23 protein-coding genes and 1 pseudogene are annotated in these 20,828 nt (G+C 58.6%); 12 read left to right on the top strand and 12 right to left on the bottom strand.

Going from position 1 to position 20,828, the window contains the following annotated elements; translation table 11 throughout:
- Positions 1-14: 14 nt before the first annotated feature.
- The 3 genes from VCA57_RS08890 to VCA57_RS08880 all read right to left on the bottom strand — a co-directional run bounded on the left by VCA57_RS08890 (position 15) and on the right by VCA57_RS08880 (position 2,033).
- Positions 15-866, bottom strand: a complete 852-nt coding sequence (locus VCA57_RS08890) for a DMT family transporter (protein ID WP_411184623.1) — start codon at positions 864-866, stop codon at positions 15-17.
- Positions 863-1,198, bottom strand: coding sequence for a tRNA-binding protein (locus VCA57_RS08885; protein ID WP_411184622.1), 336 nt, complete (start codon positions 1,196-1,198; stop codon positions 863-865). The genes VCA57_RS08890 and VCA57_RS08885 overlap by 4 nt, the downstream gene beginning before the upstream one ends.
- 82 nt (positions 1,199-1,280) lie before the next feature.
- Complete coding sequence (locus tag VCA57_RS08880) at positions 1,281-2,033, bottom strand: AraC family transcriptional regulator (protein ID WP_411184621.1); 753 nt, start codon at positions 2,031-2,033, stop codon at positions 1,281-1,283.
- A gap of 170 nt (positions 2,034-2,203) precedes the next feature.
- On the opposite strand from VCA57_RS08880, the gene VCA57_RS08875 reads away from it, so the two are divergent.
- Together VCA57_RS08875 and VCA57_RS08870 are read left to right on the top strand one after the other, a co-directional pair.
- Positions 2,204-3,022, top strand: a complete 819-nt coding sequence (locus tag VCA57_RS08875) for a UDP-2,3-diacylglucosamine diphosphatase (RefSeq protein WP_411184620.1) — start codon at positions 2,204-2,206, stop codon at positions 3,020-3,022.
- Positions 3,019-4,077, top strand: coding sequence for a glycosyltransferase family 4 protein (locus tag VCA57_RS08870; protein WP_411184619.1), 1,059 nt, complete (start codon positions 3,019-3,021; stop codon positions 4,075-4,077). Before VCA57_RS08875 ends, VCA57_RS08870 begins: the two co-directional genes overlap by 4 nt.
- On the opposite strand, the gene VCA57_RS08865 is transcribed toward VCA57_RS08870, so the two are convergent.
- Both VCA57_RS08865 and VCA57_RS08860 read right to left on the bottom strand, forming a co-directional pair.
- The gene (locus VCA57_RS08865; RefSeq protein ID WP_411184618.1) at positions 4,070-5,458 is read right to left on the bottom strand and encodes an adenylate/guanylate cyclase domain-containing protein; all 1,389 of its coding nucleotides are present in this window, start codon (positions 5,456-5,458) and stop codon (positions 4,070-4,072) included. The genes VCA57_RS08870 and VCA57_RS08865 overlap by 8 nt on opposite strands.
- A 194-nt stretch (positions 5,459-5,652) precedes the next feature.
- Positions 5,653-5,970 carry an Mpo1-like protein gene (locus VCA57_RS08860; RefSeq protein ID WP_411184617.1) on the bottom strand — a complete coding sequence of 106 codons (318 nt, stop codon included), beginning with the start codon at positions 5,968-5,970 and terminating at the stop codon, positions 5,653-5,655.
- 151 nt (positions 5,971-6,121) lie between these two features.
- Here VCA57_RS08860 and VCA57_RS08855 point away from each other — a divergent pair, with 151 nt between their 5' ends.
- Positions 6,122-7,123 carry an AraC family transcriptional regulator gene (locus tag VCA57_RS08855; protein WP_411184616.1) on the top strand — a complete coding sequence of 334 codons (1,002 nt, stop codon included), beginning with the start codon at positions 6,122-6,124 and terminating at the stop codon, positions 7,121-7,123.
- Between the two features lie 18 nt (positions 7,124-7,141).
- On the opposite strand, the gene VCA57_RS08850 is transcribed toward VCA57_RS08855, so the two are convergent.
- Complete coding sequence (locus VCA57_RS08850; protein WP_411184615.1) at positions 7,142-8,596, bottom strand: TrkH family potassium uptake protein; 1,455 nt, start codon at positions 8,594-8,596, stop codon at positions 7,142-7,144.
- An 83-nt stretch (positions 8,597-8,679) separates the two neighbouring features.
- Positions 8,680-10,134, bottom strand: a complete 1,455-nt coding sequence (locus tag VCA57_RS08845) for a TrkH family potassium uptake protein (protein WP_411184614.1) — start codon at positions 10,132-10,134, stop codon at positions 8,680-8,682.
- A 153-nt stretch (positions 10,135-10,287) separates the two neighbouring features.
- Between VCA57_RS08845 and VCA57_RS08840 the strand changes: the two genes are divergently transcribed.
- Positions 10,288-10,659 carry a YkgJ family cysteine cluster protein gene (locus VCA57_RS08840; protein WP_411184613.1) on the top strand — a complete coding sequence of 124 codons (372 nt, stop codon included), beginning with the start codon at positions 10,288-10,290 and terminating at the stop codon, positions 10,657-10,659.
- A gap of 68 nt (positions 10,660-10,727) precedes the next feature.
- Complete coding sequence (locus tag VCA57_RS08835) at positions 10,728-11,294, top strand: nitroreductase family protein (protein ID WP_411184612.1); 567 nt, start codon at positions 10,728-10,730, stop codon at positions 11,292-11,294.
- Here the strand turns inward: VCA57_RS08835 and VCA57_RS08830 are convergent.
- The 5 genes from VCA57_RS08830 to VCA57_RS08810 form a co-directional block, all read right to left on the bottom strand.
- Positions 11,260-12,603, bottom strand: a complete 1,344-nt coding sequence (locus VCA57_RS08830; RefSeq protein WP_411184610.1) for a sensor histidine kinase — start codon at positions 12,601-12,603, stop codon at positions 11,260-11,262. The genes VCA57_RS08835 and VCA57_RS08830 overlap by 35 nt on opposite strands.
- Before the next feature lie 76 nt (positions 12,604-12,679).
- Positions 12,680-13,099 (bottom strand): Spy/CpxP family protein refolding chaperone, encoded by a 420-nt coding sequence (locus VCA57_RS08825; RefSeq protein WP_411184609.1) that lies wholly within the window; start codon positions 13,097-13,099, stop codon positions 12,680-12,682.
- A gap of 119 nt (positions 13,100-13,218) precedes the next feature.
- Positions 13,219-13,896, bottom strand: a complete 678-nt coding sequence (locus VCA57_RS08820) for a response regulator transcription factor (RefSeq protein ID WP_411184608.1) — start codon at positions 13,894-13,896, stop codon at positions 13,219-13,221.
- Positions 13,897-13,900: 4 nt separating this feature from the next.
- The gene (locus VCA57_RS08815; RefSeq protein ID WP_411184607.1) at positions 13,901-14,299 is read right to left on the bottom strand and encodes a translation initiation factor 2; all 399 of its coding nucleotides are present in this window, start codon (positions 14,297-14,299) and stop codon (positions 13,901-13,903) included.
- A 47-nt stretch (positions 14,300-14,346) separates the two neighbouring features.
- Positions 14,347-14,646, bottom strand: coding sequence for a YciI family protein (locus tag VCA57_RS08810; RefSeq protein ID WP_411184606.1), 300 nt, complete (start codon positions 14,644-14,646; stop codon positions 14,347-14,349).
- Positions 14,647-14,797: 151 nt separating this feature from the next.
- Between VCA57_RS08810 and VCA57_RS08805 the strand changes: the two genes are divergently transcribed.
- The 7 genes and pseudogenes from VCA57_RS08805 to rluB all read left to right on the top strand — a co-directional run bounded on the left by VCA57_RS08805 (position 14,798) and on the right by rluB (position 20,764).
- On the top strand, positions 14,798-15,661 hold the full coding sequence (locus tag VCA57_RS08805; protein ID WP_411184605.1) for a PHP domain-containing protein: 864 nt from the start codon (positions 14,798-14,800) through the stop codon (positions 15,659-15,661).
- A gap of 13 nt (positions 15,662-15,674) precedes the next feature.
- Entirely contained in the window at positions 15,675-16,304 is a 630-nt protein-coding gene (locus VCA57_RS08800) for an L-threonylcarbamoyladenylate synthase (RefSeq protein ID WP_411184603.1), read from the top strand.
- Between the two features lie 48 nt (positions 16,305-16,352).
- Entirely contained in the window at positions 16,353-17,567 is a 1,215-nt protein-coding gene (locus VCA57_RS08795; RefSeq protein ID WP_411184602.1) for a tryptophan--tRNA ligase, read from the top strand.
- A gap of 161 nt (positions 17,568-17,728) precedes the next feature.
- Positions 17,729-18,427 (top strand): segregation and condensation protein A, encoded by a 699-nt coding sequence (locus tag VCA57_RS08790; protein WP_411184941.1) that lies wholly within the window; start codon positions 17,729-17,731, stop codon positions 18,425-18,427.
- 2 nt (positions 18,428-18,429) lie between these two features.
- Positions 18,430-19,215, top strand: a pseudogene (scpB, locus tag VCA57_RS08785) (SMC-Scp complex subunit ScpB); the annotation flags it as partial.
- A 15-nt stretch (positions 19,216-19,230) separates the two neighbouring features.
- Complete coding sequence (locus tag VCA57_RS08780) at positions 19,231-19,437, top strand: DUF1289 domain-containing protein (RefSeq protein WP_411184600.1); 207 nt, start codon at positions 19,231-19,233, stop codon at positions 19,435-19,437.
- Between the two features lie 130 nt (positions 19,438-19,567).
- On the top strand, positions 19,568-20,764 hold the full coding sequence (gene rluB / locus VCA57_RS08775; RefSeq protein WP_411184598.1) for a 23S rRNA pseudouridine(2605) synthase RluB: 1,197 nt from the start codon (positions 19,568-19,570) through the stop codon (positions 20,762-20,764).
- The last annotated feature ends 64 nt before the right edge of the window (positions 20,765-20,828 follow it).

The following is a 20,828-nucleotide window of genomic DNA, read 5'->3' as shown; positions in this document are numbered from 1 at the left end:
AAGTAAACCCCGAATTACTTGGCCAGTCGCGCCGAAAGAAAGATTGCGCTGACGATCAGCAGGCCGCCAGCGAGCATGCGCAGCGTCGGTACTTCACTGAACAGCAGCCAGGCGAAGGCAATTCCGTAGATCGGTTCCAGGGCGAAGATTACTGCGGTAGTCCGCGCCTTGAGCACCCGCAGGCTGGCGACGAACAGGCTATGTGCCAGGCCTGTACAGAAAATCCCCAGCATCGCTATCCACAGCCAGTCCTGTGCCTGCACGCTGGGCAGAGTTGGCCAAGCCAGTGGCATAAATACCAGCAACACCGTCAGGTTCTGGTACAGCGCTGCTTGTACCGGCTCGATGCCACGCGTGCTGGCGCGGTTGAGCAAGGACAACAAGGCGAACAGAAAACCCGAAAGCACAGCCCAAAGCAGGCCGCTGGTGGCCTGGCTGCTCAGGTTGAACTCCGGGGTAACCAGCACCAGGCCCAGGCATACCAGCGCCACCATGGCGTACTCAACCGCTCGGGTACGCTCACGGAACAGCAAGCCTTCCAGCAGTACGGTAAAGGCCGGGAAGCTGGCAAAGCCGAGGGTGGCGATGGCCACGCCGGAGATGTGTACCGACTCGAAAAAGCTCCACCAGTGGCCACCCAACAACAGCCCACCGAGCGCCAGCAAGCTGCTCTGGCGCAGGCCTAGGCGCACCAAGCGAGCCTTGCTGATCAGTTTGGCGAACAGCAGCAATGCGACAACGGCGAAGAGCGCACGGCCGGCAGAAATCATCTGGGGAGTGGTATTGGCCAGCTTGCCAAAAATGCCCGACAAGCCAAACAGCAGGGCGCCAAGATGGATGGCCCACAGCGCGTTACGTTGCTTCATGCCAGGCGTGCGCCATTGGCTACAGGTTTGTCGAAGCTGGCCAGTACCACCTTGTTGTCGGCGTCATACACGCCCGTCACCAGTACTTCGGAGCGTATGCCGGCAATACGTTTGGCAGCAAAATTACACACGCAAAGCACTTGGCGACCGACCAATTGCGCGCATTGATAATGGGCAGTTAGCTGGGCGCTGGATTGTTTAACGCCTAACTCGCCGAGGTCGACTTGCAGCACGTAGGCCGGCTTGATGGCCTTTTCGTTGACCTCTGCGGACAGCACGGTGCCGACGCGCAGCTCCACCCGTTGAAAGTCTTCCCACTCGATCTGTTGCATGCCACGGCTCCTCGGACTGATGGCTGCAGTCTAGGGTGTGGCTGGGTAGAAGTCTGTCGCAGAACTTGCGGCGCTTGTCGCGTTACTCGCGGCGCAAACGTAAGGCGCGCGCGGACAGCCCGAACTGTCGGGAGAGGGCGGCAGTAAAGGCGCTTTGCGAGCTGTAGCCAACCCGTGCGGCGATCTCACCGATCGCCAGGTTGCTGCTTTGCAGCAGTTGGCGCGCCAGGTTAAGGCGGCGCTGGCGCACGTAATCCATGGGCGTTTGCCCGGTTTCGCTGAGAAAGCGCACATGAAAACGCGCCGCCGATAGGCCGGCCAGGCGTGCCAGATCACTAACCTGCAGCGGATGGGCGGCATGTTGGTCGATGTGGGCATCCACGGCAGCCAGCGGCAGGCGACTACTTTCATGGGCCGGCACGCCTTGATTGGCCAGGCTGGCCAGTAGCAGCGCCGCGCCTTGTTGGGCAATTACCGGGTCATTGATCGGGCTGGCCGCCAGCCAGCTCACCAGCTGGCTTTGGGCGGGATTGAGGCTGAGTGCTGCAGGCTTTTCCAGTAGGCGGCGAGTGCTGTCGAGGTGCTTGCCTAACTGTTGCTGCAACCAGCTCTCGGAGGGCACATCAAGCACCAGGCATTGGCTGCCACGCTTGCTGCCGCATGCGTGCTGGGCATCGCTGGGCACCACTGCCAGGGTCTGACGGATTACTTGGCTGCCATGCCCGGCAATCTCGAAATCCAGTAAGCCACTCAGGCCAAACACCAATTGTGCGTGGTCATGACTGTGACTGAGCAGGTCATGACTGTAGTGACGCAACGAGAGCAGCGAGGGCATGGTGGGCTCCTTGTTCAGGTCGGCAAGTCTAACAGGCTGTTGGACGACGATATGGGTTGTCGACGTGGTGTTGCAGGTTAGCGGTGCGTTGTCACTGAATTGCCATGGCACTGTCATGCACGTTTCACCGCGGCTGCGCAGACTCGAAAAAACCCAGCAGGAGGCCGCCCATGACCAGCGCTCAGCTCGCCAAGCCCAGCCGTAAACAACGTGTCCGCACCTTGTGGATTTCCGATGTGCACCTGGGTACCCGGGACTGTCAGGCGGAACACCTGGCAGCGTTTCTCAAGCGTTATCAGGTCGACAAGATTTACCTGGTGGGCGACATCATTGACGGTTGGAAACTACGCAGCGGGGTGTATTGGCCGCAGGCGCATACCAATGTGATTCGCCGTTTGCTGACCATGAGTAAGCGTGGCACCGAGGTGATTTATGTCACCGGCAACCACGACGAGTTTCTGCGCGGTTACTCCAGCCTGATACTCGGCAATATTCAGCTGGTTGACGAGGCTGAACACGTCACGGCTGATGGCCGCCGACTGCTGGTGATTCACGGTGACCAGTTCGATGTGATTACCCGTTATCACCGCTGGCTGGCCTTCCTCGGCGACTCGGCCTACGAGTTCACGCTGACCCTCAATCGTTGGCTGAATCACTGGCGCAGACGTTATGGCTACGGTTACTGGTCGTTGTCGGCGTATCTCAAGCACAAGGTCAAAACGGCGGTGAGCTTTATCAGTGACTTTGAAGAAGCCATCGTGCATGAGTGTGCTAAACGCGGCTTTAATGGTGTGGTTTGTGGGCATATCCATCATGCTGAAATTCGCCCGATGGGCGAGGTGGAATACATGAACTGCGGTGATTGGGTGGAGTCCTGCACGGCACTGATTGAACACTTGGATGGCAGCATTGAACTCTATCGCCTAGCTGATGATCAGGCCCGGCAGCTGCAAGAATCGTCAGTTGCCGCTGTCGAGCCGGCCTTGTGAGGATTCTGATCGTCTCCGATGCCTGGTCGCCGCAGGTTAATGGCGTGGTCACTAGCTTGCAGGCACTGATCAGTGAACTGCGAGGCTTGGGGCATCAGGTCAAGCTGTTGTCACCGGCTAATTTTCGCGCGCTGCCATGCCCCAGTTACCCAGAGATTCCGCTGGTGTGGGACCTCTGGCGGGTAGGGCCAGCGATCAAGGCGTTCCAGCCGGATTGTGTCCACCTGGCCACCGAAGGGCCGCTGGGCTGGGCCGCGCGGCGCTGGTTGAGCAAGCGCGGCTTGGCGTTCTCCAGCGCCATTCACACGCGCTTCCCCGAATACGTGCACACCCGCTGGCCTTGGATACCGCTGGGCTGGGGATATGCCTTTCTGCGAGCATTCCATCGACCGAGCCAGGCCGTGCTGGTGACCACCGAACGCATGCGTGACGAGTTTGCGGGTTGGGGTTACAAGCGTTTGGTGCTCTGGCGCAAGGGTGTCGATACGCAATTGTTTCGCCGATCATCAATGCCGCCGAGCGTGGCTGAACCGGTCTTTCTGTATGTCGGCCGCATCGCCCCGGAGAAGAATATCGAGGCCTTTCTAACCCTCGATTTACCGGGGCACAAGCAGGTGGTTGGCGACGGGCCGCAGCGTGATGCGCTACAAGCGGCCTATCCACAGGTGCGCTTTCTCGGCTATCAGCACGGTCAGGCGCTGGCGCAGGCTTTTCAGCAGGCAAGCGTGCTGGTATTCCCTTCGCGCACGGACACCTATGGGTTGGTGATGCTTGAGGCGCTGGCTTGCGGCACGCCGGTGGCGGCGTTTCCGGTAGCTGGTCCGTTGGATGTGTTGCAGGCGGGTGTTAGCGGGGTCATGGATGAGGATTTGCGTGCAGCCTGTATAGCGGCCTTGGCCTTGGATCGTGCGCGCTGCGCCGAGTTAGCCGCGCGCCAGTCCTGGCGCGCATCGGCGTTGGAGTTTCTCGCACAGCAGCCGTTGCTCGATGGTGAGCTTTGCATACCGGTTGCGCAGGACGTACACGCATTAGGGCGTGATCAGGCGCTTACATGATTACCTTGTCACGCAGCTTATCGGCTGCCTGATTGAGCGCCTGAATAACCTTTTCTTTGTCGAAATTCTGGATGCCGTTGGTGTCCAGGTACATGGAAAAGCCCGGCAGCTCATGTTCGACATAGCTGGAGGTGGCGCCCAGGTCGCGGCGGAAATCCACCACCTGATAAATCTGCACCGGGCGGGTGAAACCCTTGACGGTGATCTGGCCCTTGTCGCGGCACATGATCACGTCCTTGATCAGCGAATATGTCTCGTGGGAAATCAGGATTTCGCCGGATTCGGCGGCGTTTTCCAGGCGGCTGGCGAGGTTTACGTCACGGCCGATGATGGTGTAGTCCATGCGCGTATCGGCACCGAAGTTACCCACAGTGCAGTAGCCGGTGTTCAGCCCCATGCGAATTTCCAGCGGCTTGGTGATGCCCTGGGCGCGCCATTGCTGGCGTAGCACCTTCATGTGCTTGCGCATAGCGATGGCCATGGACACCGCGTTCACCGCATCCTTTTTCGCACCTTTGCTGCTGGGGTCACCAAAGAACACCATGACGCAGTCGCCGATGAACTTGTCGATTGTGCCGCCATATTTCAGGCAGATCTTCGACATCTCATTGAGGTAGGTGTTGAGCAGGTCCGTCAGGGCCTCAGCTTCCAGCTCTTCGGATAACTCGGTAAAGCCCTTGATATCGGAGAAGAACACCGTGAGCTTCTTGCGCTGTGTTTCTAGGCGCACGTTCTTCTTGCCAGTGAAGATCGATTCCCATACCTGTGGCGACAGGTATTTGGCCAAGTTGCGCGCGAGGCGGGCGGCTTTCTCCTGCTCGCGGCTGATTTCGATGCGCACCTGGGCCAAGCGTATGCTCTGCTGGTGGACAAAGTAGGCCGTGATGCAGATATACAGCGCGGTAAAGGCAATGCTGACCAGGGACACCAGCGATGGAGTGTCAAAATTCGGTTTGATTTCGACCAGGGCGAGGGTTAATACAGCGCTGCTGAAGGCAATCAGCACGGAAAGCCCGAGGTAGCGCAGGCCGCCAATCACCAGTGCGCTAAAGGTCATAATCAGCAATGCCATCAGGCACGGAACCACTGAAAAGCCCAGTAGAGTTAGCGCCGCACCACAGTGCAGGGCGTCGAGAAACAGCAGGCTGAGCGTGGTGCGCTGCGGCTGATCACGTTTGAAACGTAGACTCAGGTGGTGTGCCAGGTGCGGGTAAAGCAGCGCGTAGGGCACCATCCAGAGGATGTCGTAGCTAAAGTGTTGGGTGTAGGTGCCCGCGGCAATACTGGCGGCCATGGCGATATAAGCCAATACGCGCGTGTAGTACTCACGTAGCGGCGATACGGGCAATGCCGGAAGTCGTGTGAGGCTTTTGACATTCATCCGATGGGGCTATCCCTACTGCGTTCTCATGCACCTCTAGCGGGTGCCTGGATTACACGCCGTAGCAGGCGTGAAAAATAGCCAGGGATCATAACCAAGCCCACCAACGCCGCCAAGTGCAGCAGCTGAACGGCAGTGCGGACAATGAGCACTGTCACTCATGTCTGCTGCGGTTTTATTTATGTGCTCAGATATTAGAACGCTACCCGCCCGATCAACATGTCTTTAAACATGACAAAGTCGCCCATCAGCGACCACCGTGGGTAGAGAAAGGTGGCGGGTTTGTTGTGTTCGAAGAAGAAGTGGCCTATCCAGGCGAATCCGTAGCCGACAAAGGGCAAAGCGATAAGCATGCCGAGCGCGCCTGTGACTATCACATAAGCAAGAATCGCCAAGACTAGCGTTGTGCCGATGAAGTGCAGCCTTCTGCAGGTGCTGTTGCTGTGTTCTTGCAGGTAGTAGGGGTAAAACTCGGCGAAGCTGTTGAAGTGTTCGTGGGTTTCGCTGGTCATGCTGGGGCTCCTCTTATTGTTCTGGCAGCCGCCGGGGTTGCAGTGCCAGCGGCTTGCTAGCAGTCTAGATTGCCTGGCGTGCCGGGCCACTGACATTCGGTGCCAGTTTAGTATCCTTCTGTCGTCCTTCTTACCCTAATAAGAACAACTGATGAGCGAACGAACCACTTCCTCCAGCTGGGCTTCGGGCATTGTTGCAGCCTTGGAGCTGGGTGGCGTTGATTGCCATAACCTGTTTGCCCAACTAGGCCTCGACTATGCCGCGCTGAGCGACCCTGATGCGCGTTTTGCTCAGGATGCCATGACCCGGCTCTGGCATCTGGCGGTGCAGGCTTCCGGTAACCCGGCAATTGGCCTGAATATGGCGAAAATTCAACGACCATCGGCGTTTAATGTGGTGGGTTACGCGGTGATGAGTAGCCGCAATCTGCAGGAGGGTTTTGCCCGCTTGGTGCGTTATCAGCGGATTATTGCTGAGGGCGCCGATCTCAGTTTTCACCCGACTCATGAAGGTTATGAAATGCTCCTGGCGATCCATGGTGATCGCTTGCCGTCAGCGCGGCAGAGTGCGGAAGCCTCGCTGGCGCACTCTTTGGCCTTCTGCCGCTGGTTGACGGGCAAGCCGCTGAAACCGCGACTTGTCAGTTTTATGGGGCCTGCCCCGGAGGATCTGCAGCCCTATCAAGAGGTGTTCCAGTGCCCGCTGAAGTTCAACGCCGAGCACTATGCGCTGCTGTTTGAACGGGCTGATCTGGATGCGCCGCTGCCATCGGCCAATGAGGCATTGGCACAATTACATGATCGTTTTGCCGGTGATTATCTGGCGCGATTTTCCGGCACGCGGGTGATCCATCAGGTCCGTCAGGTGTTGTGCCGTTTGCTGCCGCAAGGTGAGCCCAAGCGCGAAGCCGTGGCGCAGGCATTATTGTTGTCTGAGCGGACTTTGCAGCGGCGTTTGCAGGATGAGGGTACCAGCTATCAGCAGTTGCTCGATGACACCCGGCGTGAGTTAGCGGGGCAGTACCTTGGTCAGGCTAACCTGACCCTGTTGGAGATTTCCTACCTGCTGGGCTTTTCTGATCCGAGCAACTTCTTCCGTGCCTTTCGCCGTTGGTTTGACACCACGCCGGGCGAGTACCGCGCGCGGTTGTAGCTGCGCGCTGATGCGCCCTTAATGTTTCCAGAAGGCCGGGAGCATCAGCACCATGACGGTGAGGATTTCCAGGCGACCTAGCAGCATGCCAAAGGTCAGCAGCCACTTGGCCGTGCCTGGCAGGCTAGAGAAGTTACCCGACGGGCCGATAATTGGCCCCATGCCAGGGCCGACACCTGAGACGGTGCTGGCTGCACCGCTGAGTGCGGTTATCCAGTCCAGGCCACACAGCGTAAGCCCCAACGCGAGGATGGCGATGGTGGTGGTGAAGAAGAATGAGAAGGTCAGAATCGAGCGAACAATGTCTTCATCGAGGTTGTGGCCGTTGTATTGCTGCTTGATCACCGCGCGCGGGTGCACCAGCTGCATCAGGTTGGCCTTGAGCAGGGTGTAGGCGACTTGGAAGCGAAAGATCTTCAGCCCGCCAGCGGTGGAGCCCGAGCAGCCGCCGATAAAACCCAGATAGAAGAACAGCATGCCGGCAAAACCACCCCAGAGCGTGTAGTCACCCAGGGCAAAGCCGGTAGTGGTCATCACGGATGTGGTGTTGAACGCGACGTGACGGATGGCCTCCAACCAATGCAGGTCGGTGCTCAAGTAGTACCAGGTGCCGAGGGCAAGCCAGGTGCTCAGCAGAATGGCGAGGAAGCCACGCACTTGTTGGTCGTTGATCAGCGCTCTGTAGTTGCCGCGCAGCATTGAGGCGAACAATACGAACGGCACGCTGCCAAGAATCATCAACGTGATGATGACCCAGTGCACCGCCGGCTCTGTCCATTTGCCCACGGATTGATCCGAGGTGGAGAAACCGCCGGTGGCGATCGCCGACATGGTGTGATTGATCGCATCAAACAGGCTCATGCCGGCCAGCCATAGCGACAGGCAGCCGATCAGGCTAATGCCCAGATAGGCGGCGACCATGTACTTGGCGACCATGTGCGAGCGCGGCATGATTTTCTCTGAACGATCCGACGACTCGGTCTGGAACAGGCGCATGCCACCGATGCGCAGCATCGGCAGGATCGCCACGGCCATGGCGATAAAACCGATGCCACCAAGCCAGTGCAACAGCGAGCGCCAGATCAGAATGCCCGGTGACATGCTGTCCAGGCCAACCAGCACGGTAGCGCCAGTAGCGGTGATGCCCGAGATGCTTTCGAACACCGCATCGGTCAGCCCCAGGTGTTGGGAGAACATAAAGGGCAGGGCGGCGAAGAGCCCCACCAGCACCCAGCTGGATACCGTCAGCATGTACATGTCGCGCGGGCGCAGCTGCACATCTTCAGGTCGTCCCTGGGCGATCATTGTGATGCCGGCGGCAAAGGTGATCAGGCTGGACCAGAGAAAGGCATCGAGTTCTTGATGACGATCGAACAACACCAAGGTCAGCATTGGCACGGCCATGCTGATGGCCAGCGTTAGGAGAAAAATGCCATTGATAAACGCGATGATCCGTAAGGTTGGCCAAGCCATCTAAGCGGGTTCCATTCCATTAATAGCAAGAGTCTAGAGGGCTGTGCTTGCGCGTGAGCGTTTATTGTTTGCTCAAGTATTCCTCAATGTCGCCAGAATGCCCGAGTTGCCAGCACCAGCACGGTAAGAATTTCCAAGCGTCCGAGCAGCATGCCAAGTGCCAGCAGCCACTTGGCTGAGTCTGGCAGGCTAGCAAAATTCCCCGCAGGGCCAATAGTCGGGCCTAATCCCGGGCCTACGTTACACACGGCCGTGGCGGCTCCCGTTAACGCAGTAACCCAGTCCAGGCCGATCAGCGCCAGCCCTAGGGCAATCACACCGATGGTGATGGCGAAGAAGAAGGAGAAGGTGATCAGCGAGCGGACAATTTCTTCGTCGAGGTTGTGGTTGTTGTACTGCTGCTTGATCACCGCGCGTGGGTGCACCAGTTGCTGCAAGTTGGCCTTGAGCAGGACGTAGGCCACCTGGAAGCGGAATATCTTCAAGCCGCCAGCGGTCGAGCCCGAGCAGCCGCCAACGAAGGTCAGGTAGAAGAACAGCAGTACGGCGAAACTACCCCATGTGGTGTAGTCGCCCAGCGCGAACCCTGTAGTGGTGACCACCGAGGTGACATTCACCGCGACGATACGGAAGGCATCCAGCCAGCTGTTCTCCGAGTGCAGCCACAGCCAGGTGCCGAAGATTAGCCAGGTTGCCAGCAGAAAACCGAGAAAGCCGCGTACCTGGTGGTCTTTGAGCAGCGCTTTACGGTTGCCGCGCAGCGTCGCCACGTAGAGGGTAAATGGCAGGCCGCCGCTGATCATCAGGACTACAGCCACCCAGTGCACCGCTGGTTGACTCCAGTTGGCCAGCGAGGCATCTGACGTCGAGTAGCCGCCGGTAGAGATTGATGTCATCGCGTGATTGATCGCGTCGAAGGGGCTCATTCCGGCGAACCAGAAGCCGAGGAAGCCGCTCAAGGTCAGGCTCAGGTAGATGAACAAGATGTACTTGGCCGCCATATGTGAGCGCGGCATGACTTTCTCGCCCCAATCGGATGACTCCGTCTGGAACAGGCGCATGCCACCTACCCGTAATAGCGGCAGGATCGCCACCGCCATACCGATAAAGCCGATGCCGCCGAGCCATTGCAGCATGGAGCGCCAGATCAGCAGCCCCGGTGAGGCGTGATCCAGGCCCGCCAACACGGTTGAGCCGGTAGTCGTGACCCCGGACATGGTCTCGAAGAAGGCGTCGGTGTAACTGATATGTTGGGTCAGCACCATGGGTAGGGCAGCGAAGATGCACACAATCAGCCAGCTGCAGGTGGTCAGCAGATACATATCACGCGGGCGCAGCTGTGCGTCCGTGGGCCGGCCAGGGATAACCATGGCAAGGCCGGCGATGGCCGTTGCCAGGCTGGACCAGAGAAATGCGTTGATGTCGTCTGTGCGCGAATACAGCAGCAGCGTCAGCATGGGAATCAGCATGCTGACGGCCAGGGTGATCAGGAATATGCCGAGAATAAAAGCAATGACGCGCAGTGTCGGCAATGACATGGATTCGGCTCAGGCTCTGGGGCAAAGGGTCGCTATTCTACCCGTGCTGCAGCCGCTGTACAGCAGCTGAAATACGCGCTTTACAAGCGCTTGGCTGCGCATAGAATAGCCGCCAGGTGCCGGCCCTTGCCGGTTTCTGAGCCTATCAAAATCATGTCCGATAACAATCCTTGTCTTAGCTGTGGCGCGTGCTGCGCGCATTTTCGTGTGTCATTTTTCTGGGGTGAGTGCCAATCGGCTGGAGGTTTGATGCCAGACGATCAGGTGGTGCTGATCACCCCGCACCGTGTGGCCATGCGTGGTACGGAAAGCAAGCCTACGCGATGTACGGCTCTGCTGGGTGATGTGGGCCAGGGTGTGCGCTGCACACTCTATCAGGAGCGCTCCAGCACTTGTCGCGAGTTCGAGGCCTCCTGGGTCAACGGCGAACATAACCCGAACTGTGATACGGCGCGCGCCGCACATGGCTTGCCGCCGTTGATGCCGCCTGTTACGCCGAGCGTTTCACCGGAGCGGGTGGCCTGAGTAGGGGTTACCCCTCTGCGCAGCGCAGGCACTAGAATGCTCGCCTGACTCAATCTACGAGGTGGCTGATGGACGCTCTTGATGCGTTGTTAAACCGTGTATCCGCGCCGCGCCTGATGGCGCCGGCACCCGATGCTGCGCAGCGGGAATTGCTGTTTCGTGCCGCTTTGCGTGCGCCTGATCATGGCCAACTGCGGCCTTGGCGCTTTCTTACGGTGGAAGGTGAGGGCTTGGTTCAACTGGGCGAGCTGTTTGCCACTGCATTACCTGCCAACGCCAGCCCTGAGGCGCTGACCAAGGCGCGTGCCATGCCTTTGCGTGCGCCTTTGCTGGTGCTGGTGATTGCTCGTGTGCAGGCTGGCTTGAAGGTGCCGGAGCAGGAGCAGGTATTGGCGGCAGGCTGCGCCGCTCACGGCATTTTATTGGCAGCTTATGCCCAGGGCATCGGGGCGGTTTGGCGCACCGGCGATATGGCCTACAACCGGCAGGTGGCCGAGGGCTTGGGCCTGGCTGCCGATGAGCAACTGATCGCCTACCTTTATCTGGGTACCCCTGAGCGCGAATTGCGTGCGGTGCCTCAAGTCCAACCCAGTGACTTTGTCAGGGCTTGGCCGCCGGTTGCTGCGGCTGAGTGAGGGGTAGGCGCAAGGTGGCGACAAAGCCGCTTTGCGCATGGTTGCTCAGCTCCAACTGACCGCCATGCCGTTCGGCGGCGCGGCGGGCGATGGCGAGTCCCAGGCCATGGCCGCTACTGGTCTGGCCTGGGGCGCGAAAGAAGGGTTCGCCAAGGCGCGCCAGGTGTTCGGCGGCGGTGCCTGGGCCGTGATCACGGATGCTCAGTTCCAAGTGGCCAGCCTGTTTGCATGCGCTGATTTCAATGGGCTGAGCAGCTGGGTTAAAGCGCAGCGCATTCCGCAGCAGGTTATCCAGTGCGCGTTGCAGCATATCCGCCCAGCCATTGAGTTGCAGGCCGCTTTCCAGGTGAATGTTGATCTGTTGCTCAGGGGCATCGAGGTGAGCGTCTTCTTGCAGTTTGTGCAGCATTTCATCGAGATTGATCGTTTGGGCTGCACCGGGTTCGGCATCCAGGCGGGCGAGGGCGAGGATTTCACTTATGAGCGCTTCCAGCCGATCACATTCCTGGCTCAGGCGTGGCCAATATTTTTCGCGCTCGACAGCATCCGCGCGCTCAGTCAGTGCCAGGGCAATGCGTAGGCGGGCGAGGGGTGAGCGCAGCTCGTGGGAAACATCACGCAGCAGTTGTCGCTGGCTGCTGATCAGCCCCTGTACGCGTTCGCCCATGCGGTTGAAGTCGGCTGCCAATACCCCGAGTTCATCACGCCGTCCGGCTAGCTGAGCCAGGCTGTTTTGCTGGTAAGCGGTTTGCCCGAGGTCGTGTACCGCGCCGCGCAGACGGTTCAGGGGGCGGGTTATGGAGAGTGTTAGCCAGAGGCTGAACAAGGTCAGCACCAACATGGCGATGCCGAGTGCGCTCAAGGGCCAGAGTAGGCTTTCGTGTTGCCAGGCATCGACCTCTGGCTGAGGGATGCGGTAGATCAACAGGTAGGTTTCACCACTTTGCGCGCTGGTGTATTCGGCACTCAGGCGTCGCCAGGGTAGGTGTTTTTCATTGCCGTGACGCCTCTCAAAAGCGGCGGCGCGAGGTGGAAAAGTACCTTTGACCAGTGGCTGGCCGCTGTCGTCGAGTACCTGCACATCGATGCGAAACTCACGTTTGCGTTGCTCCAGCAGTGCCTGTGCGGCTCGCGGACCCTGTGTTTCATAGCTTTGTGCCCAGTGCTCGGCGAAGTCCTGCAGGGCTGGGTGTTGGCTGAGTAACCAAGCATCTTGATTGAGCATGCGCCCAAGCAGCATAGACAGCCCCGCTACCAGCGCGATAGCGAGCCAAAAGCTGGCAAAAATACGCCAGAACAGTGAGCGCACGGGGATTCCTCATAGAAAAACCGCCGGGCCATCGTGGCTCGGCGGTTGGGGTGGGCTAAGAGCTTGCACTCAGATATTAGTTAGCCTTTTGCGCTTTCTCAGCTTTCCAAGCCTTGAACTCGGCCATTTCAGCGCGGCGCTCCTCCATCTTTTTCTGATGCTCGTCGAACGCCTTCTGTTGTTCAGGATTTAATAGTGAGCGGATGGCGCTGTGCTGTTTGTCCTTGGCTGCTTTCAGCTCGTCCTGCATGGCTTTCTGCTCGGTGGCGGAAAGTTTTGCCAGGTAGCGCTGGGTGATTTCATGGCGACCATGCATCTGCTCGCCCATCAGTTTACGGATTTCACGCTGCTGCTCTTTGCTCAGGTTGAGCTCTTTGAACATGCCCGCCTCGGGTCCACCGTGTCGTGGGCCGCCTTCAGGCATGGACATTGGCATCGCCATGGCCAGGGTTGGCAGGGTCATGGCGAACAGTACTGCAGTCAGGGCTTTACGCATGGTGTATCTCCTTGTCTGAAACCGGCCTATACCGGATGAGCTCAGTCTAGGGTGGTCAAGGTCAAGGGCGGTCAGGGCAAGGTAAAGCTTAGGTAAAGAGCGCAGCGCGACAGCTTTACTCAAGCGCTGTAGTAGTAGCCGCGGCTACGCAAAGCCAAAATCCGCTGGCGGCCGTCGGCATGTGGGCCGAGTTTTTTGCGTAGGTTGCTGACGTGCATGTCCAGGCTGCGGTCATACAGTGTCAGTTTGCGGCCGAGGGCCAGTTGCGCCAGTTCCTGTTTATCCACCGGTTCGCCCGGCTGCTGTAGAAGCGCTTCGAGGATGCGGCTTTCCGACAGGGTCAGCAGTACTTCTTGCTCGCCCAGATTTACCGTGCCACGGGCCTGGCTGTAATGCAGGTCGCCGAGGTCGAACTGGTTAGCCGGGGTAACGGGCAGGCTGCGGCGCAATACCGCGCGTAACCGGGCGGTGAGTTCGCGGGGGTCGCAGGGTTTTGCTAGATAGTCGTCGGCCCCCAGTTCCAAACCGAGAATTCGATCCAGTGGTTCGCCGCGTGCCGAAAGCATCAATACCGGCAGTTCTGGGTGATCACTGCGCAGTTGCTTGAGCAGTTCCAGGCCGCTGCCGTCGGGCAGCATTACATCCAGTATGACGGCATCTGGGCTGTGCTCGACGAGTGTCTGACGGGCGCTGTTACCGTCATGACAGGCGCTGACGTGAAAGCCTTCTTGGGTCAGCCAACTGGTCAGTAATTCGCAGAGCTCTACGTCGTCGTCGATAAGTAATAAGTTGCTCATGGCGTCAATTGAGCCACTCTCTACGCGAACCCCGGCCACGGCGCAGCAGTGCGCCAATCAATACCCCGAGTAGCCCGGCAGCGGTGCCAATCGAAAACCACATTTGCTGCTCACTGATCAGGGGTTGCGGCGAGCTGGCTTGAACCTTTTTCAGTTCCAGCTTGAGTCGCTGATTTTCCTGGCGCAGGCGCTGTAACTGGGCCGCTTCACGTTCGTTGGCGCTACTTTGCAATTCCGCATTGAGCGCTTCGCGCTGTCCCTCACTGAGCGCCAGACGTTGTTGCAACTCATCAATTTGCGCCTGCATTGACGTGTCTTCAGATATGGGCTGAGGCGCGCTTTCTTCGGCCTGGGTGATAAGCGGTAAGCACAACAGGGGTAAGAGCAGCAGGCCTGAGCGCATCGGAACTCCTATCTTGGTGGCGGTTGTGGGTGTTCAGTTGGGTGGAGTCAAGGCAGCGTCAGCTTGAAGGGTTTTACCGCCACCGAGACATACACCCCGGCGGTGCGGAAAGGATCGGCATCGGCCCACTGCTGCGCAGCGAATAGCGACTCAAATTCCGCAACGATCAGGCTGCCGGAAAAGCCTGCTGGGCCCGGGTCGTTGCTGTCGACGGCCGGGTGCGGGCCAGCAAGGATCAGGCGGCCTTCGCTTTTCAGCTGTTCCAGGCGAGCGAGGTGTGCTGGGCGGTTGCTCAGGCGTTTTTCTAGGGAATTTTCTGCATCGGTGGCAATGATCGCGTAGAGCATCTCAATCCTTAATAACGTGGTAAGTACAGAACGAAGTTAGGGGAGAAAAGCAGCCTGCTTGGGCAAAGTCGAGGAAATATTGGTGTAAGCCAGCAAGAATCTACATCTGCCGGCATAATAACAAACATAAATAACTCGGAAAGTGCCACCTATGGACGTTGATTTGCATTGCCACAGCACCGCTTCGGATGGCGCACTTGCGCCTGCTGTGGTGGTGGCGAGGGCGTTCGAACGCGGTGTGCGTATGCTCGCATTGACCGATCACGACACGCTTGATGGTTTGGATGAGGCCGCTGCTGCCGCCCAAGCGTTGGGCATGCAGTTGGTCAATGGCATAGAACTGTCTTGTACCTGGGGCGGTGCCACTATCCATGTGTTGGGCTATGCCTTTAACCGTGATGCGCCAGCCCTGCAGCAGTCTATTGCGGAGCTGCATGAGGGGCGCTGGTTGCGTGCCGCAGAAATCGGTAAGCGCTTGGCGGCCAAGGGTATGCCCGGAGCACTTGAAGGTGCGCGCGCGCTACAGCAGGAATTGGGTGACAGTGGTAATGCCCCGGCGCGCCCGCACTTTGCAGATTTTCTGGTGCGCGGCGGTTATGTGAAGGATCGCGCTGAAGCGTTTCGCAAGTGGTTGGGCTCGGGCAAATTGGGCGATGTTAAACAGCATTGGCCAGAGCTTGCGCAGACCGTCGATACCCTGCGACGCGCTGGCGCATGGGTCAGCCTGGCACATCCTTGGCAGTACGACTTTACTCGGAGTAAACGCCGTAAATTGATCGCTGACTTTGTTGGCGCGGGTGGGCATTCGTTGGAAGTTGTGAATGGTATGCAGCCGGCCGAACAGGTGGGTAGTCTGGCGATTCTGGCGAGGGAATTTGGCATGTTCGTCACCGCAGGCAGTGATTTCCATGCGCCGGGTCAGTGGTCTGAGCTGGGTGTTTACCGCCCGGTGCCCGAGGATCTACCGCCCTTGTGGGTACGGTTTCAACATGTCCAGCAGCCTACCGCCATTTGACCAGGATCCAAGTGTGAGCCAATTCTTCCAGATTCATCCGGAAAACCCGCAAGCGCGCCTGGTTAAACAGGCCGTGGAAATTATCCGCAACGGAGGGGTTGTGGTCTATCCGACTGACTCCTCCTATGCCGTTGGCTGCCATATTGGCGACAAAAACGCGGTGGAGCGTATCCGTCGTTTGCGCCAGCTGGATGACAAGCACAATTTCACCCTTGTGTGCCGCGATCTGTCGCAGCTGAGTACCTTTGCCAAGGTCGATACCGCAGCTTTTCGCCTGCTCAAGAGCCACACGCCCGGGCCTTACACCTTTATTCTCAATGCCACCCGTGAAGTGCCGCGCATGGTGCTGCATGCCAAGCGCCGCACCATCGGCCTGCGGGTGCCTAGTCATCCGATTGCCATGGCTTTGCTAGCTGAACTTGATGAGCCGCTGATGAGCGTCAGCCTGATTTTGCCTGGCGAAACACTACCAATGAGCGACCCTTATGAGATGCGCCAGATGCTTGAACATCAGGTCGATCTGATCATCGATGGCGGTTTTGGTGGCTTAGAAGCGTCCACCGTGGTCAGCTTGCTTGATGATGAGCCTGAGGTGTTTCGGGTGGGTTGCGGTGATCCGTCGCCTTTTACGGATGATCTTTGAGCTTGGCTCTATATAATCCAGTTCTTTCGAGTTTTCAGGTAACCAGTTTTGAGTCTTGTTGACGCTGAACGTCGCGTGCTGTCTGGCATGCGCCCAAGTGGGCTGCTGCACCTAGGGCATTATCAGGGTGTGCTGAAAAACTGGGTGAAGTTGCAGCACAGCTATGAATGCTTCTTCTGCATTGTCGATCTGCACGCCCTGACCACTGACTATGATGATGTCGGCCCGTTGCCGCAGCGGGTTATGAACATGGCTGTGGATTGGCTGGCGGCCGGTGTCAGCCCCAGCTCGGCGACGCTGTTTATTCAGTCGCAAGTACCTGAGCACGCCGAGTTGCACCTGCTGCTGTCGATGATTTGCCCGCTCAGCTGGTTGGAGCGCGTGCCTTCCTACAAGGAACAGCAGGAGCAGCTGCACGGCAAGGACCTGAGTACTTTCGGTTTTCTTGGCTACCCCTTGCTGCAGGCTGCGGACATTCTGCTGTACCGCGCCGGTGTGGTGCCGGTGGGCAGTGACCAACTGGCACATATCGAGTTCGCCCGCGATATAGCGCGGCGCTTCAACCATTTGTATGGGCGCGAGCCAGGTTTTGAGGAAAAGGCTGAGGCCGCGATCATCAAGCTCGGTAAGAAAACCGCCACGCTCTACAACAACCTGCGCAAGGCCTATCAGGAACAAGGTGATGGCGAAGCGTTGGAAACCGCGCGGGCACTGCTCAAAGAGCAGCAAAGTATTACCTTGGGTGATCGAGAGCGTCTCTATGGTTACCTTGAGGGCGGTGGCAAAATTCTGCTGATTGAGCCGCAGGCCATGCTGGGTGAGTCGCCTAAGTTGCTCGGGCTGGATGGCAGCAAGATGTCCAAGTCCAATAACAACGCGATTTTCCTGCGCGACAGCGCCCCGGTGATTGAGGAGAAGATCCGCCGCATGCCCACCGACCCCGCGCGGGTGCATCGCGATGATCCTGGCAACCCGGCCAATTGCCCCGTGTGGTCGCTGCATCAGCTGTATTCCAGCAATGAAACCTGCGAATGGGTTCAGCAAGGCTGTCGCAGTGCGGGTATTGGTTGTCTCGAATGCAAGGGGCCGCTGGTCGAGTCGCTGCAGCAGGAACTGCAACCACTGCAGGCGCGTGCGGCGGATTATCAGGACAGCCCTGACCTGGTTCGGCAGATCCTCGCCGACGGCGCTGAGCGTGCGCGTTCTGAAGCGCGCGAAACCCTCAGTGAAGTGCGTCTTGCCCTTGGCTTGAATTACCGCTGAGCCTACTGTCGAGAGTGACCATGTCCAGCGTGCCCGCCCAGGAACACCCCGATAGCCATCCCCAGGATCAGGCCAATGCCCAGCAAGAGCTGCCATTTGCCTTGGTGTATGGCCAGGCGGTTACCGAAATGCCGCTGGATCTGTACATTCCGCCGGATGCTCTGGAGGTTTTTCTAGAAGCTTTCGAGGGGCCGTTGGACCTGTTGCTGTACTTGATTCGTAAACAGAACATTGATGTGCTGGATATTCCCGTGGCGGAAATCACTCGCCAATACATGGGCTATGTCGAGCTGATGCAATCCGTTCGTTTGGAATTGGCCGCCGAGTATTTGGTGATGGCAGCCATGCTCGCTGAGATCAAATCGCGGATGTTGCTGCCTCGCTCCAGTGAGATTGAGGCTGAGGAAGACGACCCACGTGCTGAGCTTATCCGCCGCCTGCAGGAGTACGAGCGATATAAGGCCGCCGCGGAAGGTATTGACGGGCTTAGCCGGGTTGGCCGTGACCTGACCGTGCCGCGCCTGGATGCCCCCGAAGCTCGGGCGCGCAAGCTGCTGCCGGATGTCAGCCTGGAAGAGGTGTTGCTGTCGATGGCCGAGGTGCTGCGCCGCGCTGATATGTTTGAAAGCCACCAGGTCACCCGTGAAGCACTGTCGACCCGCGAGCGTATGAGCGAAGTGCTTGAGCGCCTCAAGGGCGGCGCGTTTGTGCCCTTTGTTAGCCTGTTCAGCGCTGAAGAGGGCAAGCTTGGTGTGGTGGTGACCTTTATGGCAGTACTCGAATTGATCAAGGAATCGCTGGTCGAGCTTGTGCAGAATGAGGCTTTCGGACCAATTCATGTGCGTGCACGGGCTGAGTAAGCATGAACCTAAACGAACCGCGTGAACTGGCCAGTCTGCTTGAAGCCTTCCTGCTGGCATCCGGTAAACCGCAATCATTGGAGCGTTTGTTCGAACTCTTCGAAGAGGCCGAGCGGCCGGAGCCTGCGGTGTTCAAGAAGGCCCTGACGCATCTGGGCAAATCCTGTGATGGACGTGCTTTTGAGCTGGTTGAAGTGGCATCTGGCTACCGCCTGCAAGTGCGCGAAAAATATGCGCCTTGGGTTGGTCGTCTATGGGAAGAACGGCCGCAGCGCTACTCGCGGGCGATGCTGGAAACCCTGGCGCTGATTGCCTACCGCCAGCCGATCACCCGTGGCGAGATTGAGGATGTGCGTGGTGTGGCGGTTAACAGCCATATCGTCAAAACCCTGTTGGAGCGCGAGTGGATTCGCGTGGTGGGTTACCGCGATGTACCCGGTAAACCGGCCATGTTTGCCACCACCAAGGCCTTTCTTGATCACTTCAATCTGAAAAGCCTCGACGAACTACCGCCGTTGGCTGCCTTGCGTGAGCTGGAGCCCGAACCGGCACTGGCCTTTGAGGATGACCCTGAAGTACCACAAAGCTTGCAGGCCCGTGCTGATATGGCCTTGGCCGATGAGCCGGCGGTCGAGGCGGGCGAGGAAACCAGCTTCAGTAGCCTGCTGGCTGAACTCGATTCGATGGAGCAGGGTCTGAAGACCGACTTCGACGATTTGCCCGAGCAGGACGAAGCGCTTGCCGATGTCGATGCTGATGAGCACCAGCAAACGCTGGATAAAGAACAACTGCCTGACTGACATATGCCGCGTCAGCGAGGGGTTGCTACGGTGAAAGATCCTTGTATCAAACTGTGCAAGTTCGAGCGTGATATCTGTCGCGGTTGTGGGCGCAGCAAGGCCGAGATCAAAGGTTGGAAGAAGCTTGGCAAGGAGGCGCGGCGAGCTGTGCTGGCTGAGGCGGATATGCGTTTGTTGAGTCTGGCTGCCATTGGTCGGAAGAAAAGCTGACGGCCAGCGATCAGCTAGCCTCAATCCGTGCGAAAGCGCCGTGTTTCGCGTATGCTCCGCGCCCCTTCGACGAATAGCACACTCTGCTATGTCGTCCTAATCACTAGAGATAACACCGGGAGGTGCCCAGATGAGTGAAATCGAAGAATACAGCCCCGCAGGCGAAAAACTACAGAAAGTCATGGCGCGCATGGGCCTGGCTTCACGCCGTGAAATCGAAGACTGGATCAGTGCTGGCCGCGTCAAGGTCAACGGTGCGGTTGCCAGTCTCGGCGTGCGTGTTGACCTGCACGACGCGATTGCCGTCGATGGCAAGGTGATCCGCCGCGAAGAAGCCGCCGAAAGCGTGCGCCGCGTGATCATCTACAACAAGCCCGAAGGCGAGATCTGCACCCGCGACGACCCAGAAGGCCGTCCGACGGTGTTTGACCGTCTGCCACGGCCGAAAGATGGCCGTTGGATCAACATCGGTCGTCTCGACATCAACACCACCGGTTTGCTGATGTTCACCACCGATGGTGAGCTGGCTAACCGCTTGATGCACCCGTCCTACCAGATGGACCGCGAGTACGCCGTACGTGTGCGTGGCGAAGTCGATGAAGAGATGATTGAGCGCCTGAAAGCCGGCGTGATGCTCGAAGACGGTCCAGCCAAGTTCACCGACATCAAGGAAGCGCCAGGCGGCGAAGGCTTTAACCATTGGTACCACTGCGTAGTGATGGAAGGCCGTAACCGTGAAGTGCGCCGCTTGTGGGAGTCTCAAGGGTTGGTGGTCAGTCGTCTGAAGCGCGTGCGTTTCGGTCCGGTATTTATTACCTCGGATCTGACCATGGGCCGTTGGCGCGAAATGAGCCAGCGCGAAGTGGATATCCTCAGCGAGGAAGTCGGCCTCAAGTCAGTGGCTTTGCCGGATATGAAGGAAAAAGCCCGCGACAAGATTGACCGTCTGCAGCGCAAATCGGCTAAGCCAGTTGGTCGTGCCGCGCGTCCAGAGCGGACTTTGCGTCCTGCTCATGGCAGCGGCCCGGCAGCGGGCAGTGATCAGGGCCGTTCGCGTCCTGCGCGTGGTGAAGGTGCTGAGCGTGGCGAGCGTCCGGTACGTAGCCCACGTGCGCCGCGTGATGATCAGAGCAAGGGTACGCCGGTTGCCGAGCGCCCACGTGACGTCAACAAAAAGCGCCCGGCTAAGCCTGGTGCGCAGCGTCCAAGCGTTGAGTTGACCGATCGTCCAGCGCGAAAACCAGCCGGTGCGCCAGTTAAGCGTCGTAGCCAGCCGACCCGCGAAGGTCAGCGCCCGGGCTTTGGTCGTGGTCCTAAGTCGGAATAGTCCTGCTGCGCAGTAGCCCTTTGCGGCGCTGTCATGGATTGTAGGTAATAAAAAGGCGACCCAC

The sequence above is a fragment of the Pseudomonas sp. genome (genome assembly GCF_046581935.1).
In the GTDB taxonomy this organism is placed as follows: Bacteria; Pseudomonadota; Gammaproteobacteria; order Pseudomonadales; family Pseudomonadaceae; genus Aquipseudomonas.
The sequence above is the reverse complement of the archived record's forward strand: the minus strand, read 5'-3'. Positions and strand labels throughout refer to the sequence as shown.